The sequence below is a fragment of the Kouleothrix sp. 19917 genome, assembly GCF_057073505.1.
The window spans coordinates 624,671-643,495 of sequence record NZ_CP097100.1 but is presented as its reverse complement, the minus strand read 5'-3'; the positions used below and the strand labels follow the sequence as shown (position 1 = coordinate 643,495).

The 18,825-nt window shown below is 63.1% G+C and carries 20 protein-coding genes and 1 pseudogene; 14 read left to right on the top strand and 7 right to left on the bottom strand.

The window, feature by feature from the left end; genetic code table 11:
* Positions 1-30: 30 nt before the first annotated feature.
* The 6 genes and pseudogenes from M1P90_RS38065 to M1P90_RS38040 form a co-directional block, all read right to left on the bottom strand.
* Positions 31-462: an immunoglobulin domain-containing protein gene (locus M1P90_RS38065; protein WP_483705342.1), complete on the bottom strand. Its 432-nt coding sequence runs from the start codon at positions 460-462 to the stop codon at positions 31-33.
* 49 nt (positions 463-511) lie between these two features.
* Positions 512-1,690 (bottom strand): RNA-guided endonuclease InsQ/TnpB family protein, encoded by a 1,179-nt coding sequence (locus M1P90_RS38060; RefSeq protein WP_483705340.1) that lies wholly within the window; start codon positions 1,688-1,690, stop codon positions 512-514.
* A gap of 137 nt (positions 1,691-1,827) precedes the next feature.
* Positions 1,828-3,288, bottom strand: a complete 1,461-nt coding sequence (locus M1P90_RS38055) for a sensor histidine kinase (RefSeq protein WP_483705338.1) — start codon at positions 3,286-3,288, stop codon at positions 1,828-1,830.
* 241 nt (positions 3,289-3,529) lie between these two features.
* A pseudogene (locus M1P90_RS38050) lies at positions 3,530-4,786 on the bottom strand (cytochrome P450).
* Between the two features lie 117 nt (positions 4,787-4,903).
* Positions 4,904-5,752 carry an IS3 family transposase gene (locus tag M1P90_RS38045; protein ID WP_483705336.1) on the bottom strand — a complete coding sequence of 283 codons (849 nt, stop codon included), beginning with the start codon at positions 5,750-5,752 and terminating at the stop codon, positions 4,904-4,906.
* Complete coding sequence (locus M1P90_RS38040; RefSeq protein ID WP_483705334.1) at positions 5,749-6,018, bottom strand: transposase; 270 nt, start codon at positions 6,016-6,018, stop codon at positions 5,749-5,751. Before M1P90_RS38040 ends, M1P90_RS38045 begins: the two co-directional genes overlap by 4 nt.
* 1,113 nt (positions 6,019-7,131) lie before the next feature.
* Here M1P90_RS38040 and M1P90_RS38035 point away from each other — a divergent pair.
* From M1P90_RS38035 to M1P90_RS37970, 14 genes are all read left to right on the top strand, one after another.
* A complete protein-coding gene (locus M1P90_RS38035; protein ID WP_483705332.1) occupies positions 7,132-8,208 on the top strand; it encodes an endonuclease domain-containing protein in 1,077 nt (358 codons plus the stop codon).
* A gap of 13 nt (positions 8,209-8,221) precedes the next feature.
* Positions 8,222-9,265 (top strand): RNA ligase family protein, encoded by a 1,044-nt coding sequence (locus tag M1P90_RS38030; RefSeq protein WP_483705330.1) that lies wholly within the window; start codon positions 8,222-8,224, stop codon positions 9,263-9,265.
* Positions 9,266-9,959: 694 nt separating this feature from the next.
* On the top strand, positions 9,960-10,529 hold the full coding sequence (locus tag M1P90_RS38025; protein ID WP_483705328.1) for a hypothetical protein: 570 nt from the start codon (positions 9,960-9,962) through the stop codon (positions 10,527-10,529).
* Between the two features lie 13 nt (positions 10,530-10,542).
* Positions 10,543-11,082 (top strand): hypothetical protein, encoded by a 540-nt coding sequence (locus tag M1P90_RS38020; RefSeq protein ID WP_483705326.1) that lies wholly within the window; start codon positions 10,543-10,545, stop codon positions 11,080-11,082.
* 47 nt (positions 11,083-11,129) lie between these two features.
* A complete protein-coding gene (locus M1P90_RS38015; protein WP_483705324.1) occupies positions 11,130-11,795 on the top strand; it encodes a hypothetical protein in 666 nt (221 codons plus the stop codon).
* Positions 11,796-12,110: 315 nt separating this feature from the next.
* Positions 12,111-12,380, top strand: coding sequence for a hypothetical protein (locus M1P90_RS38010; RefSeq protein ID WP_483705322.1), 270 nt, complete (start codon positions 12,111-12,113; stop codon positions 12,378-12,380).
* Positions 12,377-13,177, top strand: a complete 801-nt coding sequence (locus M1P90_RS38005) for a hypothetical protein (protein WP_483705320.1) — start codon at positions 12,377-12,379, stop codon at positions 13,175-13,177. The genes M1P90_RS38010 and M1P90_RS38005 overlap by 4 nt, the downstream gene beginning before the upstream one ends.
* 238 nt (positions 13,178-13,415) lie before the next feature.
* Positions 13,416-13,676, top strand: coding sequence for a hypothetical protein (locus M1P90_RS38000; RefSeq protein WP_483705318.1), 261 nt, complete (start codon positions 13,416-13,418; stop codon positions 13,674-13,676).
* A gap of 2 nt (positions 13,677-13,678) precedes the next feature.
* The gene (locus M1P90_RS37995; RefSeq protein WP_483705316.1) at positions 13,679-14,347 is read left to right on the top strand and encodes a hypothetical protein; all 669 of its coding nucleotides are present in this window, start codon (positions 13,679-13,681) and stop codon (positions 14,345-14,347) included.
* Positions 14,347-15,090, top strand: coding sequence for a hypothetical protein (locus M1P90_RS37990; RefSeq protein WP_483705314.1), 744 nt, complete (start codon positions 14,347-14,349; stop codon positions 15,088-15,090). Before M1P90_RS37995 ends, M1P90_RS37990 begins: the two co-directional genes overlap by 1 nt.
* Positions 15,091-15,103: 13 nt before the next feature.
* Positions 15,104-15,412 carry a hypothetical protein gene (locus M1P90_RS37985; RefSeq protein WP_483705312.1) on the top strand — a complete coding sequence of 103 codons (309 nt, stop codon included), beginning with the start codon at positions 15,104-15,106 and terminating at the stop codon, positions 15,410-15,412.
* 43 nt (positions 15,413-15,455) lie between these two features.
* A complete protein-coding gene (locus M1P90_RS37980) occupies positions 15,456-16,724 on the top strand; it encodes a hypothetical protein (RefSeq protein ID WP_483705310.1) in 1,269 nt (422 codons plus the stop codon).
* Between the two features lie 538 nt (positions 16,725-17,262).
* Positions 17,263-17,574, top strand: a complete 312-nt coding sequence (locus M1P90_RS37975; protein WP_483705308.1) for a hypothetical protein — start codon at positions 17,263-17,265, stop codon at positions 17,572-17,574.
* 64 nt (positions 17,575-17,638) lie between these two features.
* On the top strand, positions 17,639-17,962 hold the full coding sequence (locus M1P90_RS37970; RefSeq protein ID WP_483705306.1) for a hypothetical protein: 324 nt from the start codon (positions 17,639-17,641) through the stop codon (positions 17,960-17,962).
* Between the two features lie 54 nt (positions 17,963-18,016).
* On the opposite strand, the gene M1P90_RS37965 is transcribed toward M1P90_RS37970, so the two are convergent.
* Positions 18,017-18,811 (bottom strand): hypothetical protein, encoded by a 795-nt coding sequence (locus M1P90_RS37965; RefSeq protein ID WP_483705304.1) that lies wholly within the window; start codon positions 18,809-18,811, stop codon positions 18,017-18,019.
* Between the last annotated feature and the right edge of the window lie 14 nt (positions 18,812-18,825).

Below are 18,825 nucleotides of genomic sequence, written 5' to 3'. Positions count from 1 at the left end.
TCAGAACGATGTCTTCACGGCGTTTTGAAGTTACGATCGGTTGCCGTTTTGGTCCAGCCTCAGCATCTCGATGAGAACCAGTGGGCCGTGTGAGGAATCTTTCGGAACGACGCGCGTAAACAGCGTATCGAGCGTTATACCCTCCAGCGCCGGATTTACGGCGATCTGCTCGCGCAGGGTCGCTTCGATCACCGCGCGGTCCATGCTGGAGTACAGCACGCGCTTGGTGTTGGCAAGGTGCGGCTGTTCGCGCATCCAGAGCGCGAGGTGGACGCCGGTACGCGTACGATCGTTGTTGCTGTAGTCAAAGTCCAGGATGACAATCCCTGGTGTTGGCTGGCGTTCCAGCCTCATTACCGCGCCGCGGTAGCCGGCGACGACTTCCGCGTTGGCGGCGCCGGCTTTGCGACGAATGATGCTGGTGAGGGGCAATCCAATATCGCGCTCGTCGTCTACCAGCACAAGCTGCCCTTGTGACACACCCACGGCCGAGGCGCGTGGGCTTCTTGCTTCATCGCCCCGCGCCCGCTGTCGCGGGTCTTACCAGGACTCCACAAGCATTTTGCGTCTCCGCATGCCCTGCGGCGACGATGTGGCTGAACAGGCGCAGGCCCTCGGTGTCGATGTTGCGGGCAGCAGTGAGGTCGCGATCATGCACCTGACCGCAAGAGCATGTCCAGATGCGGTCGGCCAACGTCAGGTCAGGATTGATCGCGCCACACGATGAACACAAGCGGCTCGATGGATAGAACTGCCCGATCACCAGCAGATGCGCGTTCGCCCGGTCAGCCTTATAGGTCAGAAACGCGCGAAACGCGCCCCATCCCGCGTCCAGTACGCTTTTCGCCAGCTTGGTTCTCGCAAGGCCGCGTACCGACAGGTCCTCAATGCTGATCAGGTCGTAGCCGCCAACCAGATCGGCGCCTAGTTTATGCAGAAAGTCGTTTCGCTGCTGGCGGATTTTCTGGTGCAACCGGCCCAGCGCCTGTCGTGCTTTGGCGCGATTCCGACTGCCCTTCACCCGTCGCGACAGGACGCGCTGCGCCCGCCGCAGCTTGCGTGTCTGCGTGCGGTAGAAGCGCGGGTTCTCGACCTCCCGTCCATTACTCAACGTCGCGAACGTCTTCAGCCCCAGATCGACGCCGACATGGGTTTGGACAGGTCGGTCGGTGCGTTCGGGCGCTGCCTGCTCGACCACAAACGCGACGTACCAATGGCCATCCGGCTCCTGCTTGAAGGTGGCGCCTTTGCTGACGCCTGCTATTGGCCGGTGAATCCGCGCTTTGATCAGCCCGATCTTCGGCACACGGACAAACGAACCCTCAACCGTCACCCGCTGGGGAATACGGAAGCGCAGCGGGTCGGTTTTCTTGGACTTGAACTTGGGGAAACCAGCGCGCCGAGCAAAGAAGGACTGGAATGCTTTGTCGAGATCGCGCAGCGTTTGCTGGAGCGCCTGGCTATCCATTTCGCGCAGCCAGGCCGTTTCAGGCCGCTGCTTCAAGTCGCGCAGCTCCGCGTACAGCATCGCGAGGGCCAAACTCTTCTTTGTCTGGGCGTAGTGCTGCTTCTTCCGATTGAGCGCCCAATTCCACACATATCGACGTGAGCCAGCAAACCGTCGCATGTAAGCGGCCTGGGCGTCGGTCGGCTCCAGCCGGTACCGATAGGTTGTCTGGATCGTGTGCATGCCGATAGTATACCAGAAAATACGTTCGCAATCAAACGTTTATGGCGTCCCAATGGACTAAAGCGGCTAAAGTGAGTGAAGCCCTTCTATCCCATCGCTGAAGCGTGTGGGCTTTACGGGCTAGATTTGTAACATTATTAAGCTCCTGCCATATTCTGCGGTAGCCAGACGGTCACTGTTGAGCCACAGCCCGGACCGTCCGACGCGAAGATGATGGTGCCGCCGTGCGCGGCGACGACACCTTTGCTGGTGTAGATACCGAGCCCGGTGCCGTCGGTTCCCTGCGCGGTGCTGAGGCGTGTAAACGACTGGCCGATACGTTCAAGATCGTGTGCGGTCATCCCGATGCCGTTATCCGTGATGCTGATCGCCACGCCATCCGATGCGCGCTCCACGGCCAGGGCGATGACGCCCTCGCGGCCGGTGTCATCGACGGTCTTATGGGTGTATTTGATGGCGTTGCCGAGTAGATTGGCCAGCACGCGCTCCATCCGCTGCGCGTCGATCGTGAGCTGAATCGGCCCGGCGGGGCGGTGGAAATGCAGGCGGCACTCGTTCAACTGGGCCAGCGCGGCGTATTGTTGGACGACGCCCTCCGCCAGAGCCGCCAGGTCGGTGTCCTGGCGCTTGAGTTCGAGCTTGTCGCTCTCCAGCAGCGCGGCGGTAAACAGGTTGTTGACCAGCGCAGTTGCGCTGTTGAACCCCCGCTCGACACCCTCGCGCGCCTCGGCGATTCGTTCGCAGTCCAGGCCGGCCTCTTCGGTATCGAGCACCAGCATGTCGACGGCAGAGCGCACCACGGTCAGCCCGCTGTTGAGATCGTGCGCGGTGGCGCGCAGCTCGTGCGAGCGCCGCTGCATAATGGCCGCGAGCTGTGTATTGGCCTCGGCCAGTTGTGCGTTACTGGCCGCGAGTTCTTGCGTGCGCGCGGCAACTTGCTGCTCTAATGTGGCGTTCAATTCCTGGAGCGCGGCGTTGGCCGCGATTTCCGAGCGGATCTTGCGCACGAAAATGGACGCGCCGACCACGAGGAATGCTGTGAAGGCGCCGAGATCGATCGCCATCCTTGGCAGGATGGTGAGCAGAGCGCTGGTTGGGGCGCCCTTGAGGTAAAGTGCGATAGCGGCGCTGATGAGCTGGAGCACCGCGGCCCAGATGCCGGTACGTGGAGTAATAAACAGGGTTGCGACGATGACCGGAAACAACAATATCATCGGAACAGGTGCAGAATCCACCAGAAAGCTCTGCGGTTCGAGAGCGGCGGCGCTGCTGCCGATCGCGACAAGCGTAAATAATATGGCCCCGTAGGTTGTGCCGCGTCGCGTCAGCCATACAGCCAGCAGTAGCGCGGACAGATCGCAGAGGACGATGAGGAGGTACGCCGGGTCTTGCGCGAACGCGACGATCGCCGCGATATTGATAAGCAAGAGGACGCTGAGGGTGGTCAGCAGGCCCTGGTTGAGCACGAGCCGCACCGGATCGTCGGTTGTGACCATCAACCACCAGCGCCAGAAGCGCCTCAAGTGCGCGCCGAGCGTAGGACGAGCAGCTACCGGCTTGGAAATAGTAGAGTGCGAGGGAGTGTTCTGCATCATCATGTCCTCCTTGACCGGCACCGCCGGCTCCCTAGCTTGTAGTGACCGTCCGGCGCGAAGCTGATAGCGCCGCGCATAGCGGCGACATCTATGTTGATCGGGCTACCGAACCCGGTGCCGTTATTCCTGATACTTATCACCACGCCGTCAGATGAGTGCTCTACGGCCAACGTGGTGCCGTCTGCAAGTATTCGAGCAGCGTGGCGGCTGGGCCTGGTAGATTCAGCGAAGAGTTGGAATGTCACTATGCCCCCGCTTTCACGGCCTCAGGACATCGCGTGCCCACCTGTGCTGTCAAACGACGATTTGGATGGATGCTCAAACCTGCGAGTGGTTTGGGAAGTGGCCCATCTATGTTCAACGTGCAGCGCTGCGCGAAACGAACAAGCAAGAGGTTCAGCTCCAGCATCGCCAGGTGCTGGCCGATACACATCCGCGAACCGGCGCCAAATGGGAAGTAGGTGAACGGCGCGGGCTTCGGCGCGTCAAGCCAGCGTTCAGGCAAGAAGCGATCCGGCTGTGTCCATAGATGCGGCAGCCGATGACTGGCATAGGGGCTGGCCATCACAGTTGCGCCGGCGGGAATCGAGTACGGACCAAGCTGGTCGGACTCGTGCGCCTGGCGTGAGATGACCCAGCTCGACGGATAGAGCCGCAGTGTTTCATCCACGACCTCGCGCGCGTAGGGCAGACGGGGCAGATCCTCGGCCCGCGGCGGCTCGCCGTGCAACACGCTGTCAACTTCGCAATGCAGCCGCTGCATGACGTCCGGGTGCGCCGCGAGAAGCGCCAGGGCCTAGCTTGCCGATGTGGCCGTGGTTTCCTGGCCGGCGAGCAGCATTGTGAGCACTTCGTCGCGTAGCTCGCGGTCGCTCATGCCCTGGCCGGTTTCCTCGTCGCGCGCGGCAAGCAGTATCCCGAGCAGGTCATCGTGCTCATGCGAATCGGTACGTCGCTCGGCAATCAAGGCATACACGCGCGCATCCAGGCCCTGGAGCGCGTCGTGGTAGCGGCGCCTGGCGCGGCTCGGCACGGGCCATTCGACAAACTGCTTGAGCCGGCGTACCAGGTAGTTTACGGCTTCACGAAAGCACGCGCTGATCAGCACGACATCCTGATCGTGCTCATCACGGTTGAGGAGCAGCCGAAACGCAATCGATAGAGTCATACACATCAGCGCTTCGTCGATGTTGATCTGCTTTTGTGTTATCCAGGTGTCCAACGCGGCATCGACCGTACCGACAATGGCGCCAGCCATCCCGCTCAGGCGCTTGCGGTGGAACGCTGGCTGCATCAGGCGCCGCTGGTGCAGCCAGCTCTGCCCGGTCGAGAGAAATAAGCCGTTGCCGATGAGTGATTCCAGGCGGCGGAAAATCCCCGGTCGCTGATAATTCTGGTGATTGACGACAAGAATATGCCGGATTATATCCGGGCCGGCAGCAAGATAGGTGCCAGGACAGGTTGCACAAGATCGCCATGTGTGGCCGCGGCAGAGAGACAGTCGAGCGGGGCCCGCGCCAGGTGCGGGAGAACGCCGATCCAGGGAAGGCCACCAGCCCGTGGGGGCGCTGTTATCGGGTCTGGCCGTGGCATACTTGTCATGCTCCCCACGATCTAGTCAAGTGGAAATGTGAGAGTCCTGCTGATTCGCCTGGGCTTCGAGCCAGGCACGTTTAAATTCCGACGGCGTTTGATAGCCTAACCGACTGTGCGGACGATCATCATTGTAGTGACGGCGAAATGCCTCAAGGCGCACGCGCGCCTCGGCGACCGAGGCGAACAGCTGCATGTTCAGGCATTCGTCACGCACTGTCCCATTGAAGCGCTCGTCCTTTCCGTTCTGCCAGGGACAGCCTGGGTCGATATACAGCGTCTGTATCTGTCGCTGTGCGAGCCAGGCTTGCACAACCACAGCAACGAATTCCGAGCCGTTGTCGCTGCGTAGGTACGCCGGCGCGCCGTGCGCGGCCACCAGCTGGAGTAGCACACCGATCACGCGCTCGGCCGACGTGTTGCTCTCCACATCAATGGCGAGCCCTTCACGGGTATACTCATCCATCACCGTCAGCAGGCGGAAAATGTGACCATGCACATCCTGATCTTCAACAAAGTCGTAGGCCCAGACGTGGTTCGGATAGGCCGCTGCCAGTGGTACTGGGCGCTCACGGCGCTGCCGTCGGCGTTTGGGTCGCTGAACCTGCAAGCGCGCCCGCGTCCACAGTCGATGCACGCGCTTGCGATTGATGGTGCGTTTGCGCCGCAGCAGCGCCCAGACCCGTCGATAGCCGTAGCGTGGATGCGCCTGGGCGAGCGCCGCGATCTCGGTGGATACTCCGTCATCCACGACGGAACGCGGCTGATAGTGGAAGCTCGCCCGTTGGAGTTGCACCAGCACGCAGGCGCGCTGCACCGACACGCCCTGCGTGCCGAGGAAGCGCACCGCTTCCCGGCGTTCTGCGATGCTCATCCCTTTTTTTCCAGCAACTCTTTGAGCGCATCGACTTCGAGCATGCGGTCGGCCAGCAGCCGCTTGAGCCGGGCGTTTTCCTTCTCCAGTTCCTTCAGGCGTTGCGCCTCGCTAACCGACATCCCACCGTAGGTTTTCCGCCAGCGATAAAAGGTGTTCTCTGCAATGCCGTTGGTGCGGCAGACCGCTCCAATGGTTTGGTCACCCTTCTCGGCCTGCTCCAGGATCTTGATAATTTGTTCGGCGGTGTGCTGACTGGCTTTCATCTTCGTCCTCCTACTGGAGGACTCTAACACATCATCCTGCCTAGTTTATCGGGGGCACCACATACTCATCTTTGCAGTCTTTGATAGCTCCTATTGGTGGCGCGCCGTCTCCGAGAAGCGTACACACCAATACAATCCCACCATTGTATAATGCGGGAAGTATCTATAGCGTATTGCGTTATTGCAGCAAATAATGTGCAAAGTGGCGGTGCGGGCGCTCCTAATCGCCTTGCCGCTTGTTCGGGTTGATGGCGCGAGGACATGTTGGAGGCTCGCCGGTGTGCGGTGGCTTTACCTCAAGGAGTTCGGACAGCCGTTGGGGATCTCAAGCTGTGGTCGTTCAGCGAGCCGGCGCACCGCCCGTGTTCGCGCTCCGCTATTTGTCGCCAAGTGTCCCTGTTGCAAGCCGGAGGCGCAGTTCGCCGAACTCCATCACACTAACTTGACATTTGTATCATAATATGATATTATCCTCGTACTAGTCGGGTGCGCGCGCTCGTGCTCGCGCACCAATTGATCAGAGCCAGCGCATGGTGGTCTCTTCGGTCGAGAAAGTTAGATCATCCAGCCCGAAGCGCGCGGCCCTCGCTCAGCAGAGTGGCGTTTGGGCATTAGTCTGAGCAACGCCGACGAACGACATCGCCTGTATCACGGCGATTTGCAGTGTGGCGCCGGCGGCGTGGGGTTAGAATGCGGCACCTGTTTTTGAATAGCGAGCCGCTTCAGCGGCTGTGGGACCGCGGTGAGATCGGCCCGGATGACCTGGCGTATGCGCTGTTCATGTTTTCGAGCGGCGATGCTACCTGGATGGACTGCGTATCTCCGGCGATCTACGAGACACTGCTGGACGCGGAGGGATCGGGGTGCCGGCTGAGCCTCCCGCTTGGCGCTAGCCGGGACAACCTGGTCGTTCGGCTCAACCGCATGCTGACCTATGCAGGATACCAGCGGGTGCGGGGCAGCGATGCGGAGTTGGCGCAGTTGGGGGGCGGATGTCGAGCGCCTGGCGCGCGTGGTGCAGGAGCTGAACACGTCATTTGGCCTCGTCGTGGTTGTGTAGGGTAGAAGATCCAGCAATGCGACTCGTAAGCGATACAACCTTGCTCACGCGCAATGCGTTCCGCGACGGCGTGTTCGCGCGAGATGGGCGTTGCTGTGTCATCTGTCAGAGCGCCGGCCCGCTCGATGCGCATCACATCGTGGAGCGGCGCCTGTGGCCGGATGGCGGGGTTAGGTAAACGTTGTATGCCTGTAGATCGAAGTGATTTCCCGTTCTGCACAATTGCTGGTTGCCCTAACCATACTCGAACACGGAAATCACCATATTGTGAGATGCACTATGGGCGCCTGCGAACCAACGGCTCACTTGAACGGGTACGACCGCAGGGAACGGGACAATGTAAACAATGTGGAACAGTCTTCGCTCCACCATTCGACCCTAACCGTCTTTATTGTGACAGCCGGTGTACCAATCGTTTTCATCGTGGGGTCAATGAAGAACCCAGGTCGTGTCGACTATGCGGGCAGTTGATTAAAGGTCGCGTAGATTTACAATTTTGTTCCGATCGTTGCAAACGGGTAGCTCGAACGGCTGCGCAATATGGCTTAACTCCTGAGGATTATCAGCATATACTGGAGCAGCAAGGTGGTGTGTGTAAAGTCTGCCAGCAGCTTCCAGCTTCTTTCTTTCATATCGATCACCTCCATGATAGTGGGCGTGTTCGAGGCATTTTGTGCGATCGATGTAACCCTGCTCTGGGTAAATTACGGGAGAGTCCATTGCGAGCGGAGGCGTTAGCACGTTACTTACGACTACCATCGCCTGTTCTGTCTGTTCCTACCCAAGTGTCACGGTTCGGGCGAGGGAATCGGATTTGCCGGTTGTGTGATAAACCGGTCGAGCGAATCTCAGCAAAAGCACGCTATTGTTCGGAAACATGCCAGAAGCGAGCAAATGTAGTAATGGGGCGTGGCCTTACTCCAGAGCAGTATCGCGACCTTCTTCGAGAACAAAGCAATGCTTGTCGCTGTTGCGGAGATTTCTTTGGCGAGGAGATACACGTAGATCATCGCCATTCAGACAATGTTATTCGTGGTTTGCTTTGTATGGACTGCAATCTGGCAGCAGGTCTGGTGCTTGATGATCCTGAACGTGCTTTAGCGCTGGCTACCTATATGAGAACAGCATAGCCTGGTGTTGGTTATGAACAATCACGAGCCCTTACTCACAAGAGATGCTTTCCGCGAGGCTGTTTTCCAGCGTGATGGGTGCTGCTGTGTGATTTGCAAACAGCCAACTCGGGACGCGCACCACATCGTCGAGCGGCGCCTGTGGCCCAATGGCGGGTATTTTGTATCGAACGGCGCATCGCTCTGCGGGGAGCACCATCGCGCCGCCGAAGCGACGACCCTGAGCTGCGAGGAGATCCGCTCGGTCGCAGGCATTCGGGTGGTGCTCCTGCCGCCGGCGTTTTACGATGGCGAGCCGATCGATAAGTGGGGCAACCGTCTATTGCCTAACGGCCAGCGCCTGCGCGGTGAGCTGTTCGACGATGAGTCGGTCCAGCGGCTGCTGCGCGAGGCTGGTCTCCTTGATCTCTTCAGCGACCGCGTCAAATACCCCAGAACCTATCACCTGCCGTGGTCGCCCGGCAACCGCGGCGACGAGGATATCGTCGAGGACCTGCGCGCCTTCGAGGGACAGCGCGTCGTCGTTACGGCCAAGATGGACGGCCAGAATCTGACGATGTACCGCGACGGCCTGCATGCCCGCTCGGTGTCGTCCGAGTCGCACCCGTCGCAGAGCTGGGTGCGCGGCCTGCACGCAAGGATCGCGCACGAGATCCCGGACGGCTGGCGCCTCTGCGGCGAGAACCTGTTTGCGCGCCACAGCATCCATTACCGGCGCCTGGCCAGCTACTTCATGGTCTTCTCGATCTGGGACGAGCGCAATATCGCGCTCCCCTGGGACGCGACGGTGGAGTGGTGCGCGCTGCTCGGCCTCCGGACAGCTCCGGTGCTGTATGACGGGCAGTGGGATGAGCGGACGGTTCGTGACCTGTATCGTCCGACGCTGAACGGCGATGACTGCGAAGGGTATGTGGTGCGCCTGGCCGGCGCGATCCCCTATAGCGCCTTTCGCCGCTCGGTGGCCAAGTTCGTTCGCGAAGGGCATGTGCAGACAATCCATAATTGGGCGCGCCAAGTCGTGGTGCCAAACCATCTGGCCGAGCCGGTGTTAGCGTGAGCGAGGGTGGTATGGAAATAACCTGGCGAAAACAGACCGAGTGGCGGTTCCCATACATTTGCCCGACCTGCCGGGCCGTGCGCAATCTGCGGTGGTCTCCTGAGGTCGAGCGGCCGCGCTGCGGCTGCGGCCGTGAGATGCACTGTGCCAGCAACGCGTTCGCCGCGCCGCGCCGGACCAACCGCACGCAGTGGCAGAAGCTCGCGATCCTGTTCGAGAATGGCTTCGGGGGTTTCTGGCGCAATCACGGCGAGCACTTTCCCGAGCGGCGCGTCCGCACGGTCAGTGAGGCGAAGTCGTGGGTGCGCGAGCGGCGGGTGCGGCGCTCGCGGCCGAAGCCGCTGCGTCCGCCGCGCGCGTTGAGGAGCCTGTGGGAGAGAGCGTCACGCGCATTACCACCGCCGAGCAGGCGGAGCCCTACCAGCTCCGCACGTACTGGGTGCGTATGCCGCGCGCCGGAAACGTGGCCGCCTACTCGGCGGCGTGCCCAACATGTGGGTCGCGCATTCGCCTGGTGTTTCAGACCGGAAGCGTGACCGGGTGGGGTTCAGGTCGCTTCTGCGGCCCGGCGGTGGTGTTCGCCGCAGCCGTGCTTCCTGTGCTGCCGGAGGCCCCGCCGCCGACTGCTCGGTAGATCAAAAACCGTACCAGGCGGCGCTGACAGCGCCGGCCAACCGATGAGAGGATCTTGCGTATGTCGCACTACGTTCTGCTGCTTGCGGCCGATCGCCCGGATGCGGCTCCGAAAATCCACGACAGCAAAGATATTCCCGCCAACACGACCGGCGTCCGCCTGGGCTGGGACCCGCCGCTCAACACCTTCTTCGCCATCGTGGCGACGGAGGGCGCGAACCCGGACGAGGACAACCCGCACATCCAGCTCTGGCTCGGCGCCGAGCCAGGCGCGATCGAGACCGTGGATGAGCTTCAGGATGCGCTGGCGGCCTGGGTGATCATCCCGGAGGCCCTGCGGCAGCGCCTCGCCTGGGATCAGGCGGCGGAGCAGATGCTGACTGTGGGAGACCCGCAGGCATACCGGTGGTTCCTCGTCTCCGGCCAGCTTCTGGCCGATGGCCGGACGATTCCGATTTTAACCGGTGCCCATGCCGCGGATCTGCCGGCAGGCGACGCAGGCCGGGCCGAGGTCGCCGAGCGTATGCGGCGGACTGTCGCGGCTGGTTCGGGCGATCCCACCGCGTGCTGGCAGGATCTTCAGGTGATCGAGCTGCCCATCGACGCCAAACAGGCGCCGAATCTCGCATAGCACGAGGAGCGTTATGGCAGACGAGCGTCATTCCCGGCCCTTGTACGGCGCGGGGCTGGCCGACATCGAGGTCTACACAGCCGCGCTGCGTGAGACGATCGGCCATCTTCAGACCGAGCTAGGGGAGCTGCCGGAGCTACAGCGACGGCTGGAGGCCGCTGAGACGCGCACATGCCCTTTCTGTGGCGGCACGATGCGCGACCTGACGGTGCTGATCGAGTTTGGCGGCTTCGCGAGTCTGGGTGGTGACTACTCGACGCTGAGTTGGGCATCCCATACCACCGATTGGGCTTTGCCATTGCAATGGGAGTGCCAGAGCTGCCAGACGCATGACAGCACCCCGCCGCCGCGCGACGCGCAGCTCTGGGACGACGCCAGCCCGCCGGGCAAGGCCGCGTTTGCGCGCGTGCTGTTCGATGTCTTTCCGTTCCTGGTCCAGATCGCCTATGATAGCCGGCGGCAGGTCTGGTATCTCGGCACGACTGACACCTGGTACGCCGCGACCGGCAGTCGCGCGCAGTTGAAGGAGCGCTGGGACATCCAGGGGAAATGATCTCGATGGTGCTGGACGCGGACACGTCCGCTACGCGAGGTATAGTCATGACTGACCCGAGTATTGCGCCGGCGCGCACGCCTGCCGAGGTCGACGCGATTGTCGACGCCCTCGACCGCGAGGCGCACGCGGAGATCGATCGCGTGTTCGGGCATGCGGATGCGAGCTGTATGACTTGCACGCGCGCGATTCTCGATACGCTGGATCTCTTCGCCGTCCCGGCAAGGCCGCTGACGGTCTGGGCTACGGTGACCAATGCTGCCTACGAGCGTTTGCTGAGCCCGTCTGAGCAGCGGTCGGTGCAGGAGTTGGGGTTGCCCCGCGCGTGGCGTGCCGCCGGCGCGTTCCGTATCGACATCGGACACCCGGACGATCAGGCGGAGGCAGGTGACAGCGGCTGGCCAGGCCACCTCGTCGCGCTCGTGGACGAGCGGCTGGTGCTGGACATCGCGATCGAGATGGCCAACGCGCCCGCCGCCGGGATTGCACTGACGTCGGTCATCATCCCCGTTCCGCCGGGCTGGGTAGCTGGCGAACTGGAACTGGCGGGCGATGTCGGGACCGCGACGGTCCGCTACCGCGCGCGGCCCGCCGTGACGACGTACACCGCGCATCCGCACTGGACGCGCCCGCATCCGCTGGCGTTGACCACGCGCATCGTCAGCAAAGTACGGCGCCTGACGGGCCTATCTCCCGCAATCACCGCGAGGTAGTGAGCATGTCCGAGCAGTCGCTGAGTAACATCATCCGCATGCGAGCTGCGACTCCGCGACGAACGTCGCGCTTTTTTGAGCAGGCTCGCCAGCAGGCGGCAGGCTGCACAGGACGGCCGCTGGAGGGTCTCGGATGCATGAGACGTGTTCTGGGGAAGCGTGGCGTTATTGTACCAGACGGACGGTGCGCGATTTGCCGCGCCGGTATGCGATAACAAGGTTTTCGGAGGTCGGCGGCTGACGCGCCAGGAAGGCCGCTGAGGAAAGCCGGTGTGGTGATGGCAGCAGATGTACCTGGCCTAAAGGATCGAATGTATGAGCGGTGACCAACAACTTCGACGGCTTGACTTCAGCGCCGGCATCCCGGTTGAGGCGCGTCAAGCGCAAATTACGATTAACGAGGGAGCGCCGGTTATCGATGCGGTAACTGGCGCTCAGGTGCAAGGCTTTCGCCCCTATGATCCACGAGGTACCGGTGTCAACCTGGATGCGTGGGTCGGCGGCGATGGATACTGGCACTTCACATTCTATCAGCGCGACTACAAGGTGCATGCCAATTACGTGCGCGAGGAGCCAAAGCAATGAGCGGGCCGCAAGGAAAGCGTGCGCGCGCGAGGTGGCAAGCCCGCCAACAGGCGAGTGAGGGCCCCGAGCCGCGCCCCGATGCGACCAGCGCGGTGCTTCAGGCGGGGTGGGAGACCTTTTTTGCGACGCTCGGCGTTCGTCTGGAGCGCGGGCTGGAGTGGCGCGGCGGCAAGGCCAAACTGACGTTTGCGCCGGCGTTCTGGGCGCCGGACTGGGAGAAGGTAATCGACGTTCGGCCGCGCCTGGCGCCTAAAACGTCGCAAAAAGAAGCGCAGCGCTGGCAGCTTGAGTGGGTGCGGCTGGCGGGAGGCTATGTGCAGTACCAGGTGCGCAGTGCGCTCCTGATCGCCGGCGAGCCATGGCCGGGACGCTATCATGTGACGCCAATCCTTCCCGCGGACAATCCTGCCGCGCGCGCGCCGGCGACGGCGGCACCGCTCGTTCACCGTGAGACGGCGTTCGGCGTGGCTCCCGGCAGCGGCCGCCTCTGGCTGGTGTACGGCGAGTCGCCCCAGGCGATCGCCGCCGCGCTGGAGCAGGCTGTGCGAGTTGGACAGCCCGCGCGCGCGCCGCTGCTGCCGCTCGATCTTCCGTGGCGGGTGATCGGCGGCCAGATGCAGTTCCCGTTTTCGGGTGAGGACCCGCGCATTGCGGACGCCCGCACCGGTATCTTTTTCAGTATCGGCGGGCTGACTGAGGCCGAAGTCGCTGCGGAGGATACACCGCTCACACGGGCCTTCCTCGCGGCCAGGAGCCGGATGCGCGAGCTGGGCCACGAGATGGATGTAGGCGCATGACGGCGGGCCGCGCATATGCGCGGCCCGCCAAGCCGGAAGGCTTCCTCCTTTGTCGCTGGGTTCCAGCCAACGGAAGGAACCTGCCCCGACCGCAGGCCCTGGGGCTTCGCAACGGTTCGCGCCGGGCGCAACGGTTGCCGATGCGTCCGCGCAGGGCGGGAGGTAATCGCCCGCACCGGATACTGGGCCGGTGGTTGTACCGCAATCATAAGCTGGGGGGTGTCGGGTGTCAAGTGCTTTGGACAATCAGGCGTTTGGGCCGGACGCGGTACAGCGCGCGCCGGTGCGCGTCCCGCCGGACATCCTGGCGGGATTGGAGGCCGTCCGCCGCGACGCGCGGGTGAATATGGGCAACGTGAAGGGCGTGGCCGAGATCGCGTTCCTGCTAGGCTATCCGCAAATAGAGGCGTGGCTCCAGGCTAATCAACAGGCGTATGCGCACGGCTGCTTTGCCGGCTTTGTCGCAGGCGATACAGCGCAAGTTGAAGAGGAGTTATAAGCGTGACCAGGGATAACCAATCTCCTGCGCCGCAGCTCGTCGCGGTCTGGCTAGCGCGCCGTCGCGGGTGGCTGCTCAGCCGCGCCGACACGCCAGTTGCGCCGCGGACGCTGCATGACGCCCAGGCGATCGCCGCCATGGCGGCACTGTTCGAGGCCGGCGTCTCGTGCGCTGAGGAGGACGAGGCGCTGCGCGAGGCGTGCGCTGCGCAGGGCGTGCCACTCTCGGAGAACGCGCACGATGGGCCGTTTGGCGAGCCCTGGCGCGTCGTCCAGCAGCCGCCGTCGGTGCGAGTTTTCGATCGGGAGGGGTTGCTCGTCTGCGATGTGTATGGTGGAGAGGCAGCTCCAGCGGTCGCCGAGATGATTGTCGCGGCGGTCAACGGGCAGGCGCATATCCCGACGCCCGTGTTGGAGGGCCGCGCGCCGCTTCCCTGGCGTGAGCGGCCCGGGCCACAGTTTACGCCCTGGCGGGTTGGCACCGGCCGGGGCCACTTTGAGACGATTTTTGGTACTGACGCGCCGAGCACGGGCCAGGTCGCGTCGACCACCGACCGTGGACCATCACCCAACCACCCGGCCGGCCGCCTCGCGCGCCGCATCGTGGCCTGTGTCAACGCGTACGGCCAGACCGAGGTGCTGCGCCCGCTCGCCGTGCTTCAGGAGGCGTGATGGAGGATCTGCGATCCTGGGCTGACGGGCTCGCGCGCGCACGGGTGGCCGCGCTGCTCGGTGCGCCGGAGATCGTCATAGACGCCATCTGGGTCGAGCAGCCGGCCGCCGCGCTGGTGGCTGAGGTAGCAAGGCCATACGCGGCCGGCCTCCCGGGCCTGACCGAGGAGACGATCGACGCGTTCGCGCGGGCCTGGCTGGCGTATGTCGACCGGATTGTGCATGCGGTGCGCAGGCAGCCGTCGCTGCCAAGCCCGCATTGGGACGACGTCGCGCCGGGCTCACCCGAAGATCTCGCGAGAAAGACGGCGGTGCTTGCGTTGACGACGGCCAGGCGCTGGCGCGAGACCTTCGACGCGTGCCCAACCGACACCTCGCGCGCCATTTTCTACGGGCTGACCGCCTGGATTGGTGATGGCGCGGTGCTGGAGGACGCGCTCGGCCTGCCGGACGGCCCGCAGATCCGGGTTCAACCGCTCGTCGACGGCGGGCCGAGCTATCTGACCATCGCCGTCCGGCGCAGCGGGCGCCGGGTCGCGGTGATCGACGACCCGGTGATCGACGCTGCCGGCGCGGCGGCTGGCTGGGCGGTGGTCTACACGCCGCCGGGAGCTGCGCGCGATGATATGCAGAGCTACATTGTCGCGGTGCTGCGCGCGATCCTGGGTCTGCCTCCTGAAGAGACAAGTGTCGACGAGGCACGGCTGGCAGCGATGCTGGCCCAGGTCTTTCCGACGATGTAGGTTGCATCTGCTCATGGCACGCTACAAACCGTATCAAACCCGAGGACGCTTTTACGTCGAGCGCCTTGACGAAGGCTGGAATGTCGTCGATGATCTGGATGCCTACTGCGTCAATACAGCGACCAAGAGGGAGGTGGAGGACCTCGCCACGTTTGCTCGACAGTATGTGAAGCAGGACGGCGATATTGATTTTGGCTCGTTCCCACACTCGCTCGATCAGCCACTGTCGTACGCGACGGGCAAAACGCGCGATTGGAATAACGATCGTGGCTACACCTTAGAGGGGAAGAGGCAGAAACGGATTAGCGAAAATCATCGCTAGCCCGGTGTTACGATCACGTCGTTCACAAAGCACAGGAGCCCCTATGCCGCTCGTGTTACTTGTGCATTTTTTGGCCCGCGTTCTCGGCTTTCGCCACCGCGATTCCGAGGAGTTTTACCGCATGACCGATGTCATCGGCGGGTTCTGGGTGATTGTCCCATTCTTTGCAGCTCACGCGCTGTTGTCGGGGTTGGCCCGCTGGCTGCTGCCTCTGCCGGTGGCCGGCGTCGTCGAGAACATCCTGGGCGTGCTGCTGACGGCGCTCGGCATCTGCTTCCTCAGTATCTGGATGCCGCTTATCGAGCATCTGAGTTTGCACGAACCAGGCGAGTTGAATGCCCGAGGGCGCCGCGTGGCGGTCTGGCTGGCGCGCGCTATACCCTATCTGTACGGTATTGTGGTATTAGTCTTCTCACTGGGCATGATGGCGGTGTTCGCCGGAATGATCCTCATGGCACTGATCGGTTTCTCCGAGGTGCTGCCAGGACCGAACATCGAGGAGGTGCCATGGTGGATCGGGGCGGTGGTCGTCGTCATCGCCGGGCTGTGGATGTTCAGCGTATTCGTGAAAACCGGCCAGGTCGAAACTGATTGGGGCCTGCCCGCCTGGCGGAGCTTCGTCGAGCCGAGCCGGCAGCGCGGCGCGGGCGCGTGGCTGTTTGACCCGCTGGATCGCTTTATCGGACGGCCGCTCGTCCGGCTTACTCGGCCGAAGCCGCACGAAGTCGCCGCCCTCTCGCGGCGCGAGCGATCCGACAGCCAGCTCCGCCCGAGTCTGCGGGACTTTGTGCTGCTGTTCATGGTCGCCATCATTCCACTGACGCTGCTCATGCTGCTCGTTTCGGCGCTGGAGCAGCTCACCGGCTGGCCGCTGAGCAAGCTGTTTGCGCCGTCACCTGCGCCATCCGCTGAGCCAGGCGCCCCCCGCACTAATCCGGCCGAGATGGCCGGCGTCATGCTGATGATGGTTGTGATGTTCGGCTCGTTCGGCCTTTTCGCGATTGTCTTCACCCGCCTTGCTGAGCGCACACGTGACGCGGCTGAGGCGCGCCGGCCCATCTTCCGCTCGCTCGCGGCGATCTTGCGGGCGCTGCTGTACCTCGCTGACCCGCTGATGGGCCTTTTCATGGGCGTGCTTGGACTCATCGGCCTCTTCGTGCTCTACGGCATGGCCGCGCCGCCACGGTGGCTCGTCGGAACGGTTTTCGCCGGCGTGGCCCTGCTGGCGACCTGGACGGCGCGGCAGTACCCTGAGGCCAGCGGTGTGGTCTACACGATCACCGAAAACATACGCGCGGCCAGGTCGAAGTAGAAGGGATTGCGACAAAAAGAAAACACGTTCCGGGCGCTCCTGTTGGGGAGGAATCGGTTGTGATTGTGGCCTCGGCGCGGTACGGATCGCCTCCCGAACGATAGGGCACCGTCAAAAATCACTGGGGACGCGCCGGCGACCTGGCCGACACCGATCACGCGTTGGTCCCGGTGGTGCTTATTGAATATTTGGCTCTGGGATGCCGCATAGCGAGGCTTCGGCCGTGCCTTGTTTACCGCCTCTGGCGCTGTCTGGCGCTCCCATGCCGTATGAGACTGGTCGCTGGTGAGGCGGAGCCCAGCAGCCGGTGTCATCACCGGTTGTCTCGCTCCAGAGCACAGTTTGCAGGGGTTCTAGTGCTCATGGAATACGATCCTTGCGGCTCGGGCGCGCGCCGGGTTGTCATAACAAAATAGTCTAACTTGACAAAAGTATCATAATATGATATTATCCATCGGATTGCGCTGGCGTTGTGAAAGCGCCGCGTGCCCTCAATGCAGATTGTCGTTCCCACATCTACCACGAAAGGCAGCAAACAATGGGGCAGTACATCGCTATCGGAGTTGCTTTGATCATCTTGCTTGGCGCGGCGTGGAGCCTGTGGGATCGCTTTCGACAAGACTATGGCGTTGAGGAGTGGATGCTCAAGATGCCGGGTCTCGACGGTGTCTGCTCCGACTACCTGGACTTGATCAAGCAGATGAAAAGTGGCCGCCATGATCGAGAGACGTTACAATATCTAGACTCGCAGCGTCAGGTGACGCATGACCAGATCCTCGGCTATCTCGGCCTGGATCGGTCGTCACCACTCGACGTGGAAGAGTTCGCAAAGCGCTATCTTAATCAATAATTACTGGAGCGAACGCCGCCATAGAGCCGCGGCGCCTGGTGGAGCTACGAAAGGAGTCGGGTTCATGGTAGAGCAGCGTGAGTGGGTGCGCAACCACCGTATCGCCGGGTTTGTCGTTGGTCGCTTTCGTGGTGAGTTCGAGGGGGAGCAGCGCGATCTCATCGCGCTCCAGACGATGGACGGCATACGGGTGGTTCCCGAGGGGTCCGTTTTGCCGGTCGATATGGACTACATGATCCGCCAGACGGCGCTCGATCTGGAGCGCGTCATTGAGGGCATCCTCGAAGGCGGCTTTACCCCGGAGCAGGCCGAGGCGGCCTGGCAGCGCGCCATGGCGCAGACTCGTAAAGCGCTAGCACAGGCGGCGCCTGATAGCTCGGGCTCATAAATCGGCGGCCGGCTTGCTGACACCAGGGACAGGTCATCACGCCTGTCACCTGGTCTATTGCCCGCTGCCGGGCGCCTGGCGTTGACGCCCGTCGTCGTCGAGTGCCATCGCCCCCACCAGCCGCTCCAGCCGGCTGGCCCGCCACACGCGGCCGAGCAGCAAGACTGCCAGTGCGGCGCCTGCCAGGCGGAGCGCAGTGAGCGGCCAGTCAGTCACAATTTCAGCGATGGCGCGCAGGTGCGTGCCGGCAGCTATCAGCACCAGGCTGATGATGCCCAGGGCGATAAGCGGGATGTCTTCACAGCGCGTCGGCAGGTGCCAGCGATCGATCGCCGCGCCGTACGCCACGCCAGCGGCCCAGCCCAGCGCGATCGCGCCAGGCCCCGGTGCAGGGAATGTGCCGAGCATCAGCGCGACCGCGATGACGCACGTAGCCGCGCTACCGCGCCAGCTTGGCGGGGCCAGCTCGACGAGCGGGATGCCGATGCGCCAGGCCAGCAGCGCGCCGAGGCACCGGGCGGCCAGCGCCGGCACGATCACGCTGAGCACCGCGGCGCTCCCACGCCAGGGCGCCGGGATGGCCGGGATGCCGGCAAGCGCCGCCGCTGTGAGGGCGCCGATCAGCGCCTGGGCACGCCAGGTCGCCGCGCCGCTTGGCGGTAGCCCCGGCCGGCTGGCCAGCAGCGCCAGCAGTCCGGTACCGAGGAGCCCCGTAATCTCGATAACCACACAGGCCCCGGCCGCCGCCGCAAGGATCGCCATGGCGGCCCAGCTCGCGCCGGCGCTAACGGCGATCAGCCCACCCGCGCTAAGGGGAGCGTTCCAGCGCTTCAAGCCTATCGCCCGCATAGCATCTCCTCTCG